Here is an 18,669-nt window from a genome sequence, read left to right as displayed (position 1 = left end):
ATGCGCAGGAATTAGGTTTAAATGACACTTCAGCTTTCGGAAAATAGTGTAGCGGATATTGCCATCGTCGGGGGTGGCATGGTGGGGTTATCGCAAGCCTTGTTGTTGTCCTATCAATTACCGGATGCGCGCATAGTGTTATTCGATGCGCTGCCGATAACGCCGAAAACAAAGAGGCTTACGCAACCGAGTTTTGATGAGCGATCGTCAGCACTTTCGGCGGCTACCGCAGAATTATTGCAGTTAATTAATCTCTGGCCTGCAATTGCTGAGCGGGCGGAACCGATTCGCCGGGTACATGTGAGTGACAAAGGGCATATAGGCGCAACGGATTTCAGCGAAGATGAAACTGATGCCGATGCGCTGGGCTATGTGGTAGAAAACCGATGGTTGGGTGAGCAATTAGCCCAAGCTGTATTGGCCGCACCGAATATCGCGCTAGTGGCGCCTGCGAACGTACAACGGATACGCCCGTTAGCAACAGGTGCCGCCATTCATTATACCGTTGAGCCTGATGAGTGTGAGCAAGCGCCGAATAATACCACCGTCAACGCGTTAGGGGTTGAGCTGGTGATTGTTGGGGATGGCGCCGATTCCGCATTGCGTAAGCAGCTAGGGATTGAAGCCGATATCCATGATTACGAGCAGCATGCAATTATCGCGAACTTGGCGTTTGAGCAGCCCCATAAAGGGCAGGCATTTGAACGTTTTACGGCGGAAGGCCCTATGGCCGTGCTGCCGCTACCCGCCGTGATTACCGGTGAGGATAGCCAGCGTTCGGCACTCGTATGGACCCGTCCCAATAGCCTCAGCGAGCAGACCATGGCATGGGACGATACGACGTTTATGGCGCATTTTCAGCAGGCGTTTGGTTATCGTTTAGGGCAGTGTAGCCGTGTCGGCAAACGTCATTGCTATCCGCTTAAAATGGTGCTGGCAAAAGAGCAGGTGCGCTCTTCAGTCGTGCTTATGGGCAACGCCGCACATTTTCTGCACCCCGTTGCGGGGCAAGGTTTTAATTTGGCTATTCGTGATTGTGCACAGTTATCTGCCGTATTGACACAAGCGCGTGCCCAAGGTGAAGCGTTAGGGCATTTGTCAGTATTGAACCGTTATTTATCGTTACAGGCACAAGACCAAAGGCTTACGGCGGGGCTGGGCCATGCGTTTATTCAGGTGTTCAGCCATACCAACCCAGCGGTGCAGTTATCGCGTAATGTGGCATTGCTTGGTCTTGAACATTTCACTTGTGCACGGCAGACATTTTTCGCCCAAATGATGGGCCGAATGGCGCCGCGTGCGCACATGCGGCAGGTGAGTAACCCATGAATACTCATGTATTTGATGTGGTGATAGTGGGCGGCGGTATGGTCGGCTTGTCGTTGGCCGCTCGCTTGGCTTCTTGCCCAGCAACAGCCTCACTAACCCTGGCGGTTATCGAAGCGGGTGAGCCCCCTCGAGCCTTTGAGGGTGAAGCGTTTGATCCACGAGTGGTTGCGTTGTCGAAAAAGTCTGAGGCATTTCTGATGTCTGTTGATGCATGGCAGCCTATCGTTAATATGCGAGCCTGTGCGTATCACGCAATGGATGTGTGGGATGCCGAAGGCACGGGTAATATTCAATTTCATGCCGACGATATCCATGTGAATAACTTAGGCCATATTGTTGAAAACAGTGTGGTGGTAAAAGCCTTACGGCAGCGCGTTCAAGCGTTACCGTCGGTTACTGTACTCGATGGCATGCGTGTGGAAAGCTTCGAGCACGTTGGGCCGCATAACCAGTTACAGGTGAGTAATCGCTCCATGCACACTAAAGGCAAACTCGATTGCACATTGGTCGTGGCAGCAGATGGCGCTCATTCTAAATTAAGAGCCTTTGCCGGTATCAGTACACGAGAATGGGACTACGGCCATACTGCGATTGTGACCACGGTAAAAACGGAGAAGCCGCATCAGCAATGCTGTTGGCAACGGTTTACTACTCACGGGCCTATCGCTTTTCTTCCTTTGCAAGCCGCAAGCCAGCAACAATATTGTTCGTTGGTATGGTCGGTTAAAACTGAATTAGCGGATGCGCTTATGGCATTAGACGATGCCGAATTTTGCGCGCGCCTTTCAGTGGCATTCGAAAGCCGCTTGGGCGAGGTAGTCGAAACGGCTAAGCGTTTTGCCATTCCCTTACGACAACGTCACGCTATTGACTACATTGGTGAGGGTATCGCGTTGGTGGGTGACGCGGCACATACTATTCACCCTTTGGCGGGGCAAGGTGTAAACTTAGGCCTGTACGATGTACAGGCACTCGCAACCGAAATTGAGCGTGCGTGTGAGCGCGGCGTAGCATTGAGTGATAGTTCAATATTGCGCCGTTTTCAGCGTCAACGCAAAAGCCATAACTTATCGGCAATGGCTTCTATGGAAGGCTTTAAACGATTATTTGAGGCCGATATTCCCGCCGTTCGTTGGGTTCGAAATGTGGGTATGTCGTTAGCGAATAATCAGCTACTGCTGAAGCGGCAGTTGGCAAAAGTCGCCAGCGGGTTTTAATGCAAGGTTTAGCGTGATGGATCACCCTCCCTTATCAACCATTTCCCCCCATGCAGAGCATCGTGATTGGCTTTTATGCCATCACTGTGGCGAGCTTCAAAAAGTGGTGTCGTTTTCTTCAGAAAACGAAATGGTATGTTTTAATTGTGAAGCGATTCTTCATACTGGGGGCGCTCGTCGATTGGAGTTTGCCTCGGCCTTAGCGCTTACTGCGTTAGTACTGTTCATCTTGAGTAATGCCTTACCGTTTATCACATTAGAGATTGGTTCTCAGAGCCAAACGGCAACTATTTTAGATGGTTTTTGGGCGTTGCTCGAGAGAAAACAGTGGATACTGGGTGGCATGGTTATTACCACCATCTTTATCTTTCCGTTAGTCGAAATTTTTGCATTTTTATATTTATTGGTTTCGTATAGCTACAATCGGCATTTGCCGGGGCAAGTGTCTGTTTTACGCTGGCTGGTATTAGCGCAAAACTGGAGCATGCTCGAAATCTTTATGCTAAGTGCCGTTGTCGCCTCGGTCAAATTGGCTGATATGGCGGTAATTCATTTGGAAACGGGAGCGTACGCGTTCTTTTTATTGGTGGGCGTTTTAATTTTGGCTTATATAAAATTAAATCGTCGCCAGCTATGGAGCTGGCTTAATACCAATAATTATTTTACCGCTTACGACAATGAATTTGTATACGATTGTCGTGTGTGTAAAGCCATGGTGGGTGAGAGTATTATCGAAAATAAACATGAATGCCCTCGCTGCCAATCAGAAATTCATAAGCGAATTCCGTATAGCTTACAAAAAACGACGGCATTAGTGTTGGCGGCCATTATTCTTTATATCCCCGCTAATGTACTACCAATCATGACGTATTCAACGTTGGGGGAGGTGTATACCGACACTATATTTTCCGGTGTCGTAGAGCTATTAATGGAAGGCTTATGGGGGATTGCACTGGTTGTATTTGTAGCCAGTATTTTGGTCCCTATCACCAAGCTCGTCATACTTACTTACCTGCTTTGGTCGGTTAAAATTAAGATGCGTAGAGGCGCAAAGCATCGGGCCGTCCTGTTTCGCTTAACCGAGGCAATCGGGCGCTGGTCGATGGTTGATGTGTTTGTGGTTACCTTGTTAGTGTCCTTGGTGCAATTTGGTTTTATTTATACGGTTGAACCGGAAGGCGCTATCATTGCTTTTGGCGCCGTTGTTCTCTTAACCATGGTTGCTGCAGAAACCTTTGATCCGCGTTTAATCTGGGATGCGCTTGAAGAGGACGCTCAATCTAAGGGCGATTCACTTGACTAAAAGATATAAACAATTGAAATGAAACGAAACCTTAATAAAGCTGTTGCTCAACAAGTTACCGCGCTATCTCCTGTCTGGATTGTTCCTGCGGTGGCGCTCCTTATTGCTTTGTGGTTAGCGGTGCAAGCTCGTATGGAGCGAGGCACCATCATTGAAATTACATTTGATGACGCGACCGATATTATTGCCGGCCAAACGCAAATTAAACTCAACGAGGTGAAGGTAGGCGTTGTTCAAACTGTCAAACTAAGCCGAGACTTGAAACACGTGCGTGTAACGGCAGAGCTCGATAGTGATATAGCGCCGCATCTTAGTAAAAATACGCGATTCTGGATGGTAACCCCTCGAATTAGTGCTGCCGGTGTTTCGAATTTGGGTACGCTAATTTCGGGCGTGTACATTGTGATGGACCCCGGTGCTGCGAGCGCCCATAAAACTAAATTTGAAGGTTTGAGCGAGCCGCCGGTATTTGAGTCGGACGAGCCTGGAACACAATACTTGTTGCAGGCGGAAGAGTTGGGGTCGATTGATATTGGCTCACCCATCTATTTTCGGCAAATTCGGGTGGGCGAGGTAACGGGTTATAAATTAGCGGGCAGCATGGATCATGTCGATATTAACTTTTTTATTCGAGCACCCTACGACGAAATGGTACAAACGCGTAGCCGTTTTTGGAATGTGAGTGGGTTTGGTGTATCGATAAATGCCGATGGCATGAGAGCACGAATGGAATCGCTGGCTTCGCTTATTAACGGTGGTGTTGCCTTTGACAATACCGCAGGTTTTGAAAATGTACAGTTAGCGGAATCGGGGCATCGTTTCTTTTTGTATTCCGATAGAGAATCGGTACTAGAAGGTCGGTTTAATATTAAATATTATTATCGATTAAAATTCACCGGTACGGTGCGTGGCTTAACCGTTGGTGCGCCGGTTGAATTTCGCGGAATCAAAGTGGGCGAAGTGGTTGATGTAGAGCTGGCCAGTGCCGAGAATGTAGAAGAAAGCTTACACGTTTTTATTGCCATGGAACCCGAACGTTTGCAGCCGGATGATTCTCCCTCGCGAGAAGAAGTGGATAACCGAATGGAAAGTATGGTTGAGCAAGGGCTTAGGGCACAAATGAAAACGGCCAGTTTAATTACGGGGTCGAAATATATTGATCTAACGTTTGTGGATAACCCTCTGCCCGTGGCTTTTGTTCGCGCCGAAAACTATTCTGAAATTCCAACGGTTATGGATAAAATTGACCAAGTGGGCCAGCAGGCGTCAGATTTATTAGCAAAAATCAATAACATTCCATTCGAAACTATTGGGTTTGAATTGGCGGGCAGTTTAGAAAGCCTTAACGTACTGCTTACTCGGTTAGAACAGCGGGATACCGGTGCCAAATTAGATTCTACGCTTGCGTCAGCTGAAAATGCGCTGCAGCAAATGACCGTTGCAATGACGAGTTTGGATCACGCGGTTGCACCGGATTCAGAATTAAAATATGAAATGACGGAAATGGCAAAATCATTAAGTGATGCAGCGCGTTCGCTTGAGCTATTCTTAAATGAATTAAATCGCCATCCCAATTCGTTGCTTTTGGGAAAGGATAAAGATGAATAACGTTACACACTGTTGGGCGCAGCAGGCGAAGAGAGCGCCAGTAATAAAACGCGGGCTGATGTTAGGTTTTATTGCCTGCTTGGTAGGCTGTGTTTCAAATACTCCGCAAACCTCTTACTATTCGTTGTTTGCGGCGAAGGCGGAAGAATTGCCGCTCACAGAATCGGCGCCGGCGCGAAATATTAGTATCGGTATTGGCCCCATGAGATTGCCAGAATTTATGGATAACCCTGCCATTGTTAGCCTTACGTCATCACAGCAAATTAAGGTTTCGGGGTATCACGCTTGGGGAGGAGATTTAAAATCGTCAATTGGGCGCGCTATGAGCACCAACCTTAGTGCCTTATGGCAGCATGATGGCGTAGTCGCTTTTCCGTGGGATTCTCGTACTCGGCCTGAGTATCAAGTTCGAATTGTTTTTGGTGAGTTTAGCGGGGTTCGTGGTGGCGATGTGCGTATATCGGCGAGCTGGCTACTAATTGACACCGCTAAGGGCGAAGTCGTAAAACATGGCCGTGAAGTAATTGTTCGAGCAAGTGCTAGCGCGAGTGTAAATGATTATATTAAAGCGTTAAATGAGCTGGTTACCGCCTTTTCCATTACGCTCGCAGAGAAAGCCGTACCTTAAGGTTTAATCGTGCCGTGACGGTGCGATTAACACTTTAATCCAGTGAAAAAAATGGTTGTTCTTACCGAAGGCATCTTCTAACTCATCCTGTGCATTCCAGTAATCGTCATCCTGCGAAAAAAGAAATTCCCGGCGTAACATTTTTTTCTTTGGATCTAAGCGTTTTACAATTTTTGCGGGGTTGCCGGCCGCAATACTATTGGCTGGAATATCATTTATGACAACTGCGCCAGCACCAATAATACTATTCTCGCCTATGGTCACACCTTTACCAATGATCGCGCGTAAACCAATCCAAACATTATTGTTGAGCGTCACTGGTTGGGTGCAACGAAAAGGTCGTATGCGATTATAGGTTCCGTGCCAGTCACTGTCAGAAATATACACGCCGGATGCAAGCATGCAATTGTCTCCAATGTTAATAGACTGAGCCGCTGCGATGTTGACGCCGGGTGATATAAGGCAGTAGTCGCCAATGACGATTTCTCCGCGCTGTTGTTTGCTTCTCCAGCTTGTGAGAGTTACCGGTTGTTGGCGGTTACTGATAATATGAAGAAAATTACCGGCTGCAATATTATTACCGGTGATCTGTAAAGTGGTGGGTTGGTGTATGGCGGTGGAATGGCCTAGCTGATCGAATTGAGGGCGAATAAAACGGTTAATAAACCAGCGGTTCCATTTGCGAAGAATTTTTTTAATCAATGTCGGAGTATGATTTTTGCGCACAGATGACACCTCATGTTTAACGGAATACTTGGAAGAGGCTCGGGCCTATTTCCAACATTTTTTTTCTCACAATAGTATTAAAGGGTTTTTAGCTGCGCACGAAGGCGAAGCGCTTTACCGTTATTCTGTGCTGGCTTCCTCCGTAGGCCCTTGTTTAGAGATAGGTAGTTATTGTGGGAAATCTACGGTTTACATGGGCCATGCTTGCCAACAACACCATAATACGCTGTACGCTGTGGATCATCATCGTGGTTCTGAGGAGCATCAGCTGGGAGAAGAATATCACGACTCTGATCTCTACGATTCTCAGCAGCAGTTGTTCGATAGTTTTCCGCTATTCCGTCGTACGCTTCGTTTAGCCGCGTTGGACAATACCGTGGTTCCAGTTGTAGCCAGCTCGGCCATTGCCGTGCGTCATTGGGTTACGCCGTTGGGTATGGTGTTTATTGATGGGGGGCACAGTCATGAAATGGCGCGTAATGATTGTTTGTGGTGGAGCGAGAAAGTGGCCGTGGGCGGCTTTCTGGCCATTCATGATATTTTTGAGTGCCCAGAAGATGGAGGGCAAGGCCCCTATTTAGCGATGTGCGCAGTGCTTGAGGGGGGTATGTTTGAGCGCGTAGATCGTGTGGATTCTCTTGTTATATTAAAGCGCACACAGTAAGACTGCGCGCGTATTGCAGGTAATTGTTAGTCGTGGATTAAGCTGGAACGAGTTGTGAATAATGCTGAGGCGGGCGTAAGGGTATAGAGTGCGTCTGCGGCCAGTAGAATGGCGGCGGCTGTCCAGCTGGTTTTTTCTTGCGGCCAAATGACCTTGTCTCTAAAGCTATAGCCGGTCCAGTAGCCCCCGTCAGTATCCTGCCATTGAGAGAGCCAATTAAACAGCGTTAAGGCTTTGGTGCGTTCCCCTGCGTAAACGGTGGCCATCACCAGTTCGCAAGACTCTGCGATTGTTACCCAGGGTTCGTCGCTTACGCAGCGGCAACCCAAACTCTCTTCAACAAATTCATACCAACGTTTTTCTAAGCGCAGTTTTGATTCTTCTTGCGTGTAAATGCCGGCAAGGACGGGGTAGAACCAATCCATGGAGTAGCGTGCTTTGCTTTCCCAAGTGCGGTCAAAACGCCACGGTTTATGTAATAACGCATTGGCCAGTGCGTGATAGCTTGTGCGCCATTGTGGTTTCTCTATAGAAAGTGTGCCGGCTATTTGTATCGCGCATTCGAGGCTACGCAGTACCGATGCACAAGCGGTAATGAGAGCATCCTTTGGCAGCTCTTCTTGTGCGGATACCGCCCATTGAATATCGCCTTCGTGCGATTGGTGGCGTAATACATACTCGATAGATTGTTCCACCATATCGAAATAGTCCGTCAGAAACGCGTGGTCTTGTGTGACTAAAAAATAGTGCCATATTCCCGTTGCGGGGTAGGCAACGAAATTGGTTTCAATTTTAGTGTTATCGCCTTGCTTAAAGTAGGCGGCTTGCCAGCTACCATTGGCTCGTTGGTGGTGTCTTAGCCAGTTGAAGGCTCGCCGAGCGTTACTGTAGTCACCGAGAATGGTTAAGGCCATAGCCGCCTCGGTGTGATCCCATGGGTCTAACTTGTCGGCGCCGTGCCAACGAATAGCGCCATCATCTTGTTGGCAGCTTTTGATGAAACGATGGATAAGCGGAAGGTTAAGGCCTGTGTGTTGAGTGTTTAGAGAAATCATATTTTTTTTGTGAAATACAGTACGAGACTTTTACCCATAAAAGGATTCAGTATCTTATCGAGTGTTTGTGTTAACCACGGTTTCTTAAATAAATCCCATACCAATAACGTGTGGTAAAACTTTACGGGGAAAAAGTGTTCGCCCCGATCCCAAAATAAACAGCGAAGCCACCAGTAGGGAACGTGGAGTGCGTGAGCCCAATGTCGTGAATGAAGCTGATAGCCGTTCGCAGCAATAAGGTGTTGAAGGGTGTGGCCATTAAAAATGCGTACGTGGCCGCCTTCCACTTGGTGATAGCGCTGCTCTAGCCTCCAGCATATTTTTTCGGGCCATGCGCGGGGCACGCTGACACATAGATTTCCGCCTGGTTTTAGTACCCGGTGTATTTCCAGCAACATTGCCTCAAAATCGGGAATATGTTCGAGCACCTCGGAACACACGACGTGGTCAAAACTGTTATCTCTGAAAGGTAAAATTAAGCCGTTGCCGGTGATAAAAGTTGTATTCGCGCGGCGCAAATGCTGCGGATCGTTTAGTTGTTGTTCACATAAGCGCCCGCTAGCGGTTTGAAGGTCGGTAAAGTTTAAGTCTAAACCAACGAATGAAATGGCCTCTTGCTGATGCAGATAAGCGAGGCCCAAGGTATGTCGGCCTTCGCCGCAGCCAAGATCGAGTACGGTGTCGCCCTGTTTAAGGGGGAGTTTGTTAGGGTCTAGTGTTAGCACTAAGGGTTCGCCAAAATTGAATGGTAGTAGAGTGTCATTTGTTCTGCGACGCGATTCCAGCAAAATTTTTCTAGTACGCGCTGGCGTGCAACGCGGCTAAAAGAGTGCGCGAGGTCGGGGTTCGAAAAGAGTTGTTCTATGCCTTCGGCAAGTGCTTGGCTATTGCCTGCCTCTACAATAATTCCGGCTTCGCCGACAACTTCTGGCAAGGCCCCTCCGTTACTACTTACAACAGGGAGCCCGCAGGCCATGGCTTCGCCAGCGGGTAAGCCGAAACCTTCATACAGCGATGGACATACCGCCACAGAGGCCTTGTTGTACTCTCGGGCTAACGCCTCTGTTGAAAGGTTGGATCTAAACGATAGATGATTGCTGAGCTGTAACGCTGTTATCAGCTGTTCGGCGTCCCCCCCTTTTTTTAATGTACCAATTATGCGCAGGTGTGCATCCGGGTATTGCTTTACGACTATCGCGAACGCTCTAAGCAGTACGGTTAGCCCTTTAACGGGTTGGTCCGACGACGCTGTAGTGATTAATCGGTACGCTTTTTTCGATATCATCAACGGTTTGAATAGGGTGGTATCGATTCCGTTTGGAATTAAGTGCACATTATCACGGCAGTTAAAGTAACGGTTGATATCGATTGCAGAGGTTTTCGATACGGTTGTGATGTGCTTGAGTTGCCGCACGACCTTTTCTTGCATCGTTAAAAAGCTGTACCAGCGTTTCGCCAATAGGCGATGCTGCCAATTGGGGGCCGCAGCGACAGCGGTTTCTCTGTCGCGATGAATGGGATGATGAATAGTGCTGACCACGCACTTACCGCGCTGCTGAAGCTCTATCAAGCCAAAGCCTAGGCTTTGGTTGTCATGAATAATGTCGTAGTCGCTGTGGGCTAATAGTTTGGCTATACGTCGGCTAAAGGTATAGGGCTCGCCAAAACCGCCGGTTAGCATGGTCCACCATTCCGATAGGTCTGTCAGTGAGCGTAGGTGATGCCAGCGCAAGGCGGTGGCGTGATTCTCGGCGGCAAATAAGTCGAGGCTAGGCACCTTAACGAGTGTTACACCTTGGGGGACCTCGGGGTACGGTTGGCCCGAATAGATCGTAACGTGGTGGCCAATTTGAACCAATGCCTTGCTAAGGTATTTCAGGTATATGCCTTGTCCACCAACGAACGGTGCGCTCCGATAGCCCAGTAATGCAATCTTTAACGGGGGGGCTGAGTGTTCGAGTGGCAATAGAAAATTGGTAGCCTGTTGATATTCGGCGGCGGTCATGGCGTGCTCAAAATAGGAGTGAAGGCGTCAGGGGGTTGAAGGATGGCAAATGCCCCGCACGGGGGCAAGTGCAAAAACGCGCAATTGCAGTTGTGTGTTCTGCTTGTGTTGGTGGGCGCTAAAGTTTTTGGCTGAGAAGAGATTTAAAGGCTTCTGGATCAAAGGTGAGGGGAAGATCGCGTATTTTTGTGCCGTTGGCATTAAGGATTAATAAGGTAGGAAACCCCTTAACGTTGTATTGGGCTTGCACACGCTCACCCTCTTCGGATTCAAATTCGATACGCGTAAAGATAAAGCGGTCTTCAATGGCTTGCTGCACACTTGGCACCGCGAGCACTTGGTTGTCGAGCTTTCGACAACTTGGGCACCAAATAGCGGAGATGTCTGCGAGTACCGGTTTGCCTGTACTCGCGGATCGAGCAAGGGCTTCGTCAAGCGTAAGGCGTTCGAGTGTAACCTTTTCTAGTGCTTGCTCGCCTAAGTAGGTCTGAATTTGTACATGACCGAAATAGAAAACGGCCAATATGCCACCATAAAACAGCAATGAGCGCCACCCGTCGAATCTTTTCTTTTGGGGGGTGTTTAAAGAGGATGGGGGCTCATTCTGATCGGATGGGCTTTGGTCGGACATGCGTAACTCCAAGAAAACGGTATTGCAGCAATTGTAGCTGTAAAGTCAGGCTTGGACTGGCTTGTCGATGATTGGTTCATCCTTAATGATCGTTACTATGATCCATTTTGTTCTCGAAAAAAGCCAATAAGCCACTCGCAACGAGTGCGATAACGACGATTAAGCCCATGCTACCAAACATAGCAAGGCCACTGACCATTACTGCTGAATTCATTATGCTTGCTCCTGCGGGTTCCGATAGGTTGTGCTGCCCAGCTTAAAAGGATTTGAAAAGGAGCCTATTGATCTGAATCAAAGGCTGTTTGCACATTAAACACGCGTTAAAGCGTTGTAATTGCGGAGAATAGTGGCTTCGGTGCTGGCTCTCTGTAGAGCACAAACGATATAATCGCCGCCTAAAATCAAGCCCCTAGGATTTTTTCATGAGTGATAGAACCGCAGCGGTTAGCCGCGATACGCTGGAAACCGAGATTGCCGTTAGCCTAAATCTTGACGGAACGGGAAAAGCTAAATTTGATACCGGTGTCCCTTTCTTAGAACACATGATGGATCAAATCGCTCGCCACGGGTTGATAGATCTCGATGTTTATTGCAAAGGTGATACGCATATTGATGACCACCACACCGTGGAAGATATCGGCATTACCATTGGCCAAGCGGTAAAACAGGCGGTGGGTGATAAGCGCGGTATTCGTCGTTACGGACATGCTTATGTACCCTTAGACGAGGCGTTGTCACGTGTCGTTATCGATTTTTCTGGGCGGGCAGGTTTGGTTATGAAAGTACCCTTTACACAAAAGCGTATAGGCACTTTCGATACAGAGCTGTTCTCGGAGTTTTTTCATGGCTTTGTTAACCATGCACAGGTTACGTTGCACATTGATTGTTTGCGCGGGCACAATGCACACCATCAAATTGAAACGGTCTTTAAAGCGTTTGGTCGTGCTTTGCGTAATGCGTTAGAGGTCGATCCACGCCTTGGTAATGCGATGCCGTCAACGAAAGGTACCTTGTAATTCTTGCGTTTTTGAACCGCGTTAAAGGCGGCTTTTTACACCCTCGAACGATAATTTTACTCGCAAAAGATAAAACACTATGAACTGCAAACAAGTGGCTGTTATTGATTATGGAATGGGTAATCTTCATTCTGTTGCCAGTGCGCTAAAACACGTGAGCCCCGACATTAATGTTGTAGTGACAAGCGACAATAACGTCATTGGAAACGCTGACCATGTCATATTTCCTGGTGTTGGTGCCATTCGCGATTGTATTGGTGAAATTCGTCGACAAGAAGTGGATGTGGCGGTTAGCAATGTTATCGCTTCAGGCAAACCTTTGTTATCCATTTGCGTGGGCATGCAAGCGTTAATGAATTTTTCAGAAGAAAATAATGGCGTTGATTGTTTAGATGTATTACCCGGCAAGGTAAAGTTTTTTTCGGGCAATGCGGATTTTCGCTCTGCGCATGATGAGGGCTCTCCTTCGGGGGAACGCTTAAAAGTGCCGCATATGGGCTGGAATAAAGTTAGTCAGAAAATGGATCACCCACTGTGGCACAACATTGAAGACGGCGGGCGCTTTTATTTCGTGCACAGTTACTATGTTGAGCCAGACGATTCTTCCTTGGTCGCAGGACAGTGTCATTACGGCATTGAATTTACGGCTGCGTTAGCGCGAAAAAATATTTTCGCTGCCCAGTTTCACCCAGAAAAGAGCCATACAAATGGCTTGCAACTCTTACAGAATTTCTTAAATTGGAACGGCTCATGGTAATTATTCCCGCAATTGATTTAAAAGACGGCCAATGCGTACGCTTACGACAGGGCTTAATGGATGACTCTACGGTATTCGGTGACGACCCCGTAGCGTTTGCCCGTCAGTGGGTTGAAAAGGGCGCGCGCCGCTTACACCTAGTGGACCTCAATGGTGCGTTTGCGGGCGAGCCGGTCAATGGTGAAGTGGTTACCGCAATAGCAAAAGCCTTTCCCGACCTGCCGATTCAAATTGGGGGTGGGATTCGCAATGCAGAGACTATTCAACATTATTTAGATGCGGGTGTTACTTACGTTATTATCGGCACTAAAGCGGTAAAAGAGCCGGCGTTCGTTGCTGAAATGTGCAAGAAGTTTCCCGGCCATATAATTGTAGGGCTAGATGCAAAAGATGGTTACGTTGCGACTGACGGCTGGGCTGAAGTGAGCGAAGTGAAAGCGACCGATTTGGCGAAACAGTTTGCTAATGACGGTGTGAGCGAAATTGTGTACACCGATATTGCGCGCGACGGCATGATGCAGGGCGTCAATGTTGAAGCGACAGTGGCGATGGCTCAGGCGTCAAGTATTCCTGTGATTGCGTCGGGCGGGATTACTAATATGGACGATATTCGCGCATTAGCCGCAGAGTCGAGCAAAGGTATCTCAGGTGCAATTACCGGCCGAGCAATTTATGAGGGTTCATTAGATATAGCAGAAGCCCAAGCGTATTGTGATCAGTAAACCTAAGAGTTAAGTGAGCGCATAGCCCTAAATACAGTTTGTATTTAGCGAGCAATGACGCATTTTAAATTTATTCCGCGTGTTTTGAGGAAGATGAAAGATGGCATTGGCGAAACGTATTATTCCCTGCTTAGATGTCGATAAAGGGCGCGTAGTAAAGGGCGTGCAGTTTGTGGATATTCGTGATGCAGGCGATCCTGTAGAAGTAGCAAAAAAATATAATCAGCAGGGTGCCGATGAAATCACCTTCCTTGATATAACCGCTAGCCACGAAGCGCGTGATACGACCGTTCACACTGTTGAAAAAATTGCGGCGGAAGTTTTTATTCCGTTAACCGTTGGCGGCGGTATTCGTGAATTAAATGATATTCGCAATATGCTGAATGCTGGCGCCGATAAAGTTGGGATTAATTCAGCTGCGGTGAGTAACCCTGAGTTTGTGAAAGCGGCGGCCGACCGGTTTGGTGCACAATGCATCGTTGTTGCGATTGATGCGAAACAGGTTAATGCTGAAGGCGAAATGCCACGCTGGGAAATATTTACCCATGGTGGTAGGAAGCCAACCGGTATTGATGCGGTCGAATGGGCGGTACGTATGACTGAATACGGTGCCGGTGAAATATTGTTAACCAGCATGGACAAAGACGGTACTAAAGACGGTTTCGATATCGGTGTTACCCGGAGTATTGCCGATGCGGTATCGGTTCCTGTCATTGCGTCGGGCGGCGTGGGAAATTTACAGCATTTGGCCGACGGCGTAGTCAAAGGCGGTGCCGATGCTGTTCTAGCCGCCAGTATTTTTCATTTTGGTGAATATTCGGTGCCGGAAGCAAAAGCCTTTATGAAAGCACAAGGAATTGAAGTTCGCTTATAAGCGTTACTTAGTTTTAATTGGCAGCTTACATTCTACTCTCAAACCACCTTCCGCGTGGTTTGAGAGTATTAGCTGGCCGTGGTGTTTATCCATGGCCTGTTTGGCAATACTTAGCCCCAAACCAAACCCTTCCGTATGCATTCTATTGCCAGAACGGTAGAACGGCATCAGCAGTTTTTCTAATTCATAATCGTTAACGCCAGCGCCATGATCGCGAATAATAATACTGAGTGTATCCGACTTTTGTATTACCTCAATCTCAACGGGGCGTTCTTTCGGTGAGTATTTGCACGCGTTGCGTAAAATATTGTCCAGTGCGCTGGCAAGTGCACGGGGTAGAGCCGTTACCGTGAGTGTGTCAACGGATGGCGTGAAAATGAAATGTCGGTTTGTGTATTCAAATTGTATTGTGTCGATGAGGTTTTTTAGAAAGGCGACTATTTCGATAGAAACTAGGGCTTCAGTGTCGCGGTTTAATCGTGAATAATCGAGAATTTGTTGGATTAAATTGTTGATACGATCACACTCACTATGAATACGGTCAGTATGCTGAGTGGAGGAGAGCGTCTGCTCTATTAAGGCTGCGCTGGCTTGTAAACGTGCCAGAGGAGCGCGCAATTCGTGAGATACATCGTAAAGCAGCTGTTGCTGTGCAGTAAGCGATGCTTCAATTTTTCCTGTCATAAAATGCATATCGATTGCGAGATCACCAATCTCATCGCCGCGCGCAAGCAAATTTTTTGCAATGGGTGTTTTGTCATTTTCTTCTGCATACCTTCGGCTGAACTGCCCCAGTAGTTTTAAGGGGCGAGTTAAACTCCAGCTTAGCGAAGCGCTAACCAGTGTCGATACGATAAGAATCAATATTAGATGCACCGAGAAAAAACGCTTAATAGCCGTTTTAAAAAAGGCCGGTAACGGAGGTTTAAATGTCTGTACTCGGTACGTTCGACCGGTGCTGCTATTAAGCTCGAACTGCAGTATTGGCCCGTTTTTTTGAAAGTTAAAGCGATGTTGAAAAATGGTGGTGCCGTCTTGGCCAGTAATGTTGAAACCCGGTGAGTGAAATCTTTCTCGTTCCTGTGGGGGCATGTTTCTGAGCGGACGTAGTGGCGAATGTGATGGGTCAAAACGTCTTATCTTGAGAGGCTCTAGTGGCGAGGGAAGGGCTTCACCCGCTGCTTCATAACGCTCAATGATGTCCTTGGCGAGAGCGGCGACGGTTTCTTGGTGGCGCTGCAGAAAATCGGCAGTTTGCAGCGTGTTGATGACGACATAAACGGTGGCAAATGTGATGGTGATAATGGCGATCCAAAACGAAAAAAATATACGCCAGTAAATCCTGTTAAATAACATCATAGTGCGTTATTCCGTGACCATCTGGTAGCCAATACCGCGCACAGATTTTATGACATCGCCAACCCCTTCTGCGGAGAGTTTTTGTCGTAGCCGGCTAATGTGTACGTCTATGCTACGGTCGTAAGGTTCAAGTTTTCGGTGTAATACGGCTTCTGTCAGGAGTTGTTTGGATAGCGTGTGTCCTGCTTTCTGTAATAAAAGTTGCAAGGTATTAAATTCGGCGCTGGTAAGGTTTAATTGATTATCGTTCACGTGAACGCTAAGCGCGCTGATGCGCAGTGTTATACCGTGTAGTTGAAGCGGCTGGTCGGGTGAGTTGCTAATTTGATTGTGTGTGCGGCGTAAAATAGCGCGAAGACGCGCAACAAGCTCACGTGGGTTGCAGGGTTTCCCAAGGTAGTCATCTGCGCCCATTTCGAGACCGAGGATTCTATCTATGTCGTCGCCTCTCCCTGTTAGCATAATAATGGGGATATCACTTTGCGGGCGTATTTGTCGTAATACCTCTAGCCCAGACATACCAGGCATCATAATGTCTAATACCACGGCAGAAATAGTCGGATTGGATTGTATGCACGTAATGGCATCTTGTCCTGTGTGAGAGGTAACGGCTTCGAACCCCTCACCAGAAAGGTACTCTGCAAGTAAATTGCACAGCTCAATGTCGTCATCGACGAGAAGTATTGTTGGTATCGTGTTTTCCATACGTTAACTGTAATCGTTGTGAGATTAAAACTTTTTATCTTTACCTAACTTTACACTGCCTTAACCCAACTTTGCAGGCGTTTGGCGCAAACTGTATACAACTTAACGAAGGAGGGATAACGATGAAAACATCAAGTTCGGTAATGATAATGGCGCTTCTTGCGACTTTTGCATTTTCGGTAGCAGTAGCAGCCCCTTTTGGTGGCAAATGTGGGCGAGACGGTGAACGAGGAATACCACTGCTCATGTTGGAAAGGGTCGTAGATCTTACGTCAGAGCAAAGAGTTGAATTAGAGGCTTTGATGTCTGAGATGGCCCCCATGAGCAGGCCTGCTGCTAGGGGGGCAATTAGAGGCGCAATATTCCAGTTAGACGCAGACTCTGCAGATTATCAGCTACAAGTGGAGGCTCTGGCGACATCGGCGGCTGAGCGCGCGCGCGAACGGGTATTACAGCGCGCAGCGCTTCACGCTAAAGTTCAAGAGGTTTTGACGCAAGAGCAACGCTCCGAGTTGCAAGCGTTCCACAATGATAGGATGGCGATGAAAAAGGGCGGGCGTCAGCCTTGGTGACAGTAGGCTAGTGAGAGCTTACTAACATCGAGACACAAAAAAGGGAGGTTAATACCTCCCTTTTTTTAAGCTGCTTTACTAGCGTAGCGCTCGAGGGTCTGCAGGACCTCTGGCTCCGCGTGCAATATAAAATCTATAAAATCACTGGCGCCGGTTTCTGCTTCATGCAAGGTATCGAAAGGCCCAATATCAACACCTTCACGTGTGCTGTAATACCAGTATTCTCCTTTCTCAAAAAAGCGCTTTGAGCGATTAGGGGGGGTGTTAGTGTCGCCTGTTCTGTTCATTTGGGTGTCTCCTATGACTAATCTCTATCCATGAAATCAATGCAATATGACAAGCACAAGGTGCGAGTCAAGTTGTTGTTACCCGAGGGTACTACGCCACGCCGTCGTGTAGGACGATTCAGCGAGGTCACTCACTTAGCGGCGTAACCTACTGCAAAGAGGTTGTTCAGTTAAACGTGATGGTTATTGGCGCGAACCATTCACGCAACACTCTAGGCGAAATTATAGGCAGATTGGCCCTTTTCGCAGCTCGGTTTCCGTAAAAACGTGAAGTCTATCACACAATTAGCGTGATGTAGATCTAGGCGTCAGTTGGCATTTGGATAAACGGTATGCGGGTGATGTTGAGTGGTTGGTGGTAAACGAGCGAAAGAAGGGTGTAGATGGGAAAGTAAGGTGGAAACTCTGATGAGCTTAACGCCGCGTTGTTTTAGTGTTGGGAGTTGTTTTTCCAATACGTGGAGGGTTTTGGGGTAGGGGTGGCCAATGGCAATGGCGTACCCTTGATTATGTGCTCGTTCAACGGCCTTTTCTAGTTGGTGAGAGATGGCTTTGGCTGATCGGACATTATCGAGGAATATATCGCGAGAGCCGTGGGTAATGCCGGCAATTCTCGCTCGGGTACTGGCGACAGTCTTGGCGGTGGTACGGCTATCAATAAAATACAGCTGTTGTGTGGCCAGTATGCCCATTAGCCAGTCCATAGGGGCTTGATATTGTGTCAGCAAGCTGCCGCCGTGGTTGTTTAATCCCTTAGCGTTGGGCACCGCTTTAATCATGGCGAGGCCTAAGGCGGTAAGCTCTGCTTCGTTCATAGTAGTGCGTAGTGCCGTTTCCCACGGGCGGTCTTCTATCGTTTCCATGGGGGCGTGAACCATCACTTCAAACTTGTGCGAAAAAGCGAGGGACGCCAGTTCTGTGCCATAGGGGGTAAAGGGAATAATCGCCAGTGTGATTTCTGGGTGTAGTGAGAAAAGGGAGGGTGCGGTGTCTTGCTGGTAGCCTAGATCGTCAATAATGATGGCTAATAAGGGCGTACTAGCGAGTGGAGGTGGGCTGAGCCAGAGATCTGGGTCTGCCTTTGGCGTTGCGCATTGTACTATTGCGGGCGGCGCTTGGCTCGTGGCCGGCTGGTAGCAGAATAGAAGGAGTGCGCCTAATAGCGCACTCCATCGTTTTACGAGGATTGAGAGGGTGAACATAACGGCTGT

Annotated in this window: 21 protein-coding genes; 11 read left to right on the top strand and 10 right to left on the bottom strand. The window is 48.0% G+C overall.

Translation table 11 applies throughout. The annotated features are described in order from the left end of the window. Positions 1-21: 21 nt before the first annotated feature. Genes ubiH through H5647_RS01980 form a run of 5 tightly spaced genes read left to right on the top strand, consistent with a single transcriptional unit; the run spans position 22 to position 6,085 of the window. On the top strand, positions 22-1,329 hold the full coding sequence (gene ubiH / locus H5647_RS02000) for a 2-octaprenyl-6-methoxyphenyl hydroxylase (RefSeq protein WP_045855913.1): 1,308 nt from the start codon (positions 22-24) through the stop codon (positions 1,327-1,329). Next, positions 1,326-2,546, top strand: coding sequence for a UbiH/UbiF/VisC/COQ6 family ubiquinone biosynthesis hydroxylase (locus H5647_RS01995; protein ID WP_045855911.1), 1,221 nt, complete (start codon positions 1,326-1,328; stop codon positions 2,544-2,546). The genes ubiH and H5647_RS01995 overlap by 4 nt, the downstream gene beginning before the upstream one ends. A gap of 16 nt (positions 2,547-2,562) precedes the next feature. Further along, entirely contained in the window at positions 2,563-3,849 is a 1,287-nt protein-coding gene (locus tag H5647_RS01990) for a paraquat-inducible protein A (RefSeq protein ID WP_045855909.1), read from the top strand. Between the two features lie 18 nt (positions 3,850-3,867). Further along, complete coding sequence (locus tag H5647_RS01985; RefSeq protein ID WP_045855907.1) at positions 3,868-5,457, top strand: PqiB family protein; 1,590 nt, start codon at positions 3,868-3,870, stop codon at positions 5,455-5,457. Beyond that, on the top strand, positions 5,450-6,085 hold the full coding sequence (locus H5647_RS01980) for a PqiC family protein (RefSeq protein WP_045855906.1): 636 nt from the start codon (positions 5,450-5,452) through the stop codon (positions 6,083-6,085). The genes H5647_RS01985 and H5647_RS01980 overlap by 8 nt, the downstream gene beginning before the upstream one ends. A 3-nt stretch (positions 6,086-6,088) precedes the next feature. On the opposite strand, the gene H5647_RS01975 is transcribed toward H5647_RS01980, so the two are convergent. Next, a complete protein-coding gene (locus H5647_RS01975; protein ID WP_045855904.1) occupies positions 6,089-6,811 on the bottom strand; it encodes an acyltransferase in 723 nt (240 codons plus the stop codon). A 28-nt stretch (positions 6,812-6,839) separates the two neighbouring features. Here H5647_RS01975 and H5647_RS01970 point away from each other — a divergent pair, with 28 nt between their 5' ends. Further along, positions 6,840-7,475, top strand: a complete 636-nt coding sequence (locus H5647_RS01970) for a class I SAM-dependent methyltransferase (RefSeq protein ID WP_045860983.1) — start codon at positions 6,840-6,842, stop codon at positions 7,473-7,475. A gap of 26 nt (positions 7,476-7,501) precedes the next feature. Here H5647_RS01970 and H5647_RS01965 read toward each other — a convergent pair whose 3' ends face one another. From H5647_RS01965 to H5647_RS22290, 5 genes are all read right to left on the bottom strand, one after another. Next, positions 7,502-8,530, bottom strand: coding sequence for a prenyltransferase/squalene oxidase repeat-containing protein (locus tag H5647_RS01965; protein ID WP_045855902.1), 1,029 nt, complete (start codon positions 8,528-8,530; stop codon positions 7,502-7,504). Beyond that, entirely contained in the window at positions 8,527-9,255 is a 729-nt protein-coding gene (locus H5647_RS01960; protein WP_045855900.1) for a class I SAM-dependent methyltransferase, read from the bottom strand. The genes H5647_RS01965 and H5647_RS01960 overlap by 4 nt, the downstream gene beginning before the upstream one ends. After that, complete coding sequence (locus H5647_RS01955) at positions 9,255-10,535, bottom strand: glycosyltransferase family 4 protein (protein WP_045855898.1); 1,281 nt, start codon at positions 10,533-10,535, stop codon at positions 9,255-9,257. Before H5647_RS01955 ends, H5647_RS01960 begins: the two co-directional genes overlap by 1 nt. Positions 10,536-10,653: 118 nt before the next feature. Beyond that, on the bottom strand, positions 10,654-11,166 hold the full coding sequence (locus H5647_RS01950; protein ID WP_082086927.1) for a thioredoxin family protein: 513 nt from the start codon (positions 11,164-11,166) through the stop codon (positions 10,654-10,656). 82 nt (positions 11,167-11,248) lie between these two features. Next, positions 11,249-11,380 carry a hypothetical protein gene (locus H5647_RS22290; RefSeq protein ID WP_268871336.1) on the bottom strand — a complete coding sequence of 44 codons (132 nt, stop codon included), beginning with the start codon at positions 11,378-11,380 and terminating at the stop codon, positions 11,249-11,251. Between the two features lie 208 nt (positions 11,381-11,588). On the opposite strand from H5647_RS22290, the gene hisB reads away from it, so the two are divergent. The 4 genes from hisB (at position 11,589) to hisF (ending at position 14,535) form a co-directional block, all read left to right on the top strand. Further along, on the top strand, positions 11,589-12,182 hold the full coding sequence (hisB, locus tag H5647_RS01945; RefSeq protein WP_045855896.1) for an imidazoleglycerol-phosphate dehydratase HisB: 594 nt from the start codon (positions 11,589-11,591) through the stop codon (positions 12,180-12,182). 79 nt (positions 12,183-12,261) lie between these two features. After that, entirely contained in the window at positions 12,262-12,939 is a 678-nt protein-coding gene (hisH, locus tag H5647_RS01940; protein ID WP_045855894.1) for an imidazole glycerol phosphate synthase subunit HisH, read from the top strand. After that, positions 12,933-13,661 carry a 1-(5-phosphoribosyl)-5-[(5-phosphoribosylamino)methylideneamino]imidazole-4-carboxamide isomerase gene (gene hisA / locus H5647_RS01935; RefSeq protein ID WP_045855892.1) on the top strand — a complete coding sequence of 243 codons (729 nt, stop codon included), beginning with the start codon at positions 12,933-12,935 and terminating at the stop codon, positions 13,659-13,661. Before hisH ends, hisA begins: the two co-directional genes overlap by 7 nt. Before the next feature lie 100 nt (positions 13,662-13,761). Then, on the top strand, positions 13,762-14,535 hold the full coding sequence (gene hisF, locus H5647_RS01930) for an imidazole glycerol phosphate synthase subunit HisF (RefSeq protein ID WP_045855890.1): 774 nt from the start codon (positions 13,762-13,764) through the stop codon (positions 14,533-14,535). 3 nt (positions 14,536-14,538) lie between these two features. Here hisF and H5647_RS01925 read toward each other — a convergent pair whose 3' ends face one another. Continuing rightward, on the bottom strand, positions 14,539-15,894 hold the full coding sequence (locus tag H5647_RS01925) for a sensor histidine kinase (RefSeq protein WP_052691818.1): 1,356 nt from the start codon (positions 15,892-15,894) through the stop codon (positions 14,539-14,541). Positions 15,895-15,900: 6 nt separating this feature from the next. Continuing rightward, complete coding sequence (locus H5647_RS01920; protein ID WP_045855888.1) at positions 15,901-16,599, bottom strand: response regulator transcription factor; 699 nt, start codon at positions 16,597-16,599, stop codon at positions 15,901-15,903. Positions 16,600-16,721: 122 nt separating this feature from the next. Between H5647_RS01920 and H5647_RS01915 the strand changes: the two genes are divergently transcribed. Then, entirely contained in the window at positions 16,722-17,171 is a 450-nt protein-coding gene (locus tag H5647_RS01915; RefSeq protein ID WP_045855885.1) for a Spy/CpxP family protein refolding chaperone, read from the top strand. Positions 17,172-17,236: 65 nt separating this feature from the next. Here the strand turns inward: H5647_RS01915 and H5647_RS01910 are convergent, their stop codons facing one another. Together H5647_RS01910 and H5647_RS01905 are read right to left on the bottom strand one after the other, a co-directional pair. After that, entirely contained in the window at positions 17,237-17,458 is a 222-nt protein-coding gene (locus tag H5647_RS01910; RefSeq protein ID WP_045855883.1) for a DUF6316 family protein, read from the bottom strand. Positions 17,459-17,766: 308 nt separating this feature from the next. Next, positions 17,767-18,660, bottom strand: coding sequence for a divergent polysaccharide deacetylase family protein (locus H5647_RS01905; protein ID WP_052691817.1), 894 nt, complete (start codon positions 18,658-18,660; stop codon positions 17,767-17,769). Positions 18,661-18,669 lie beyond the last annotated feature (9 nt).

The sequence above is a fragment of the Teredinibacter purpureus genome (genome assembly GCF_014217335.1).
In the GTDB taxonomy this organism is placed as follows: Bacteria; Pseudomonadota; Gammaproteobacteria; order Pseudomonadales; family Cellvibrionaceae; genus Teredinibacter; species Teredinibacter purpureus.
The sequence above is the reverse complement of the archived record's forward strand: the minus strand, read 5'-3'. Positions and strand labels throughout refer to the sequence as shown.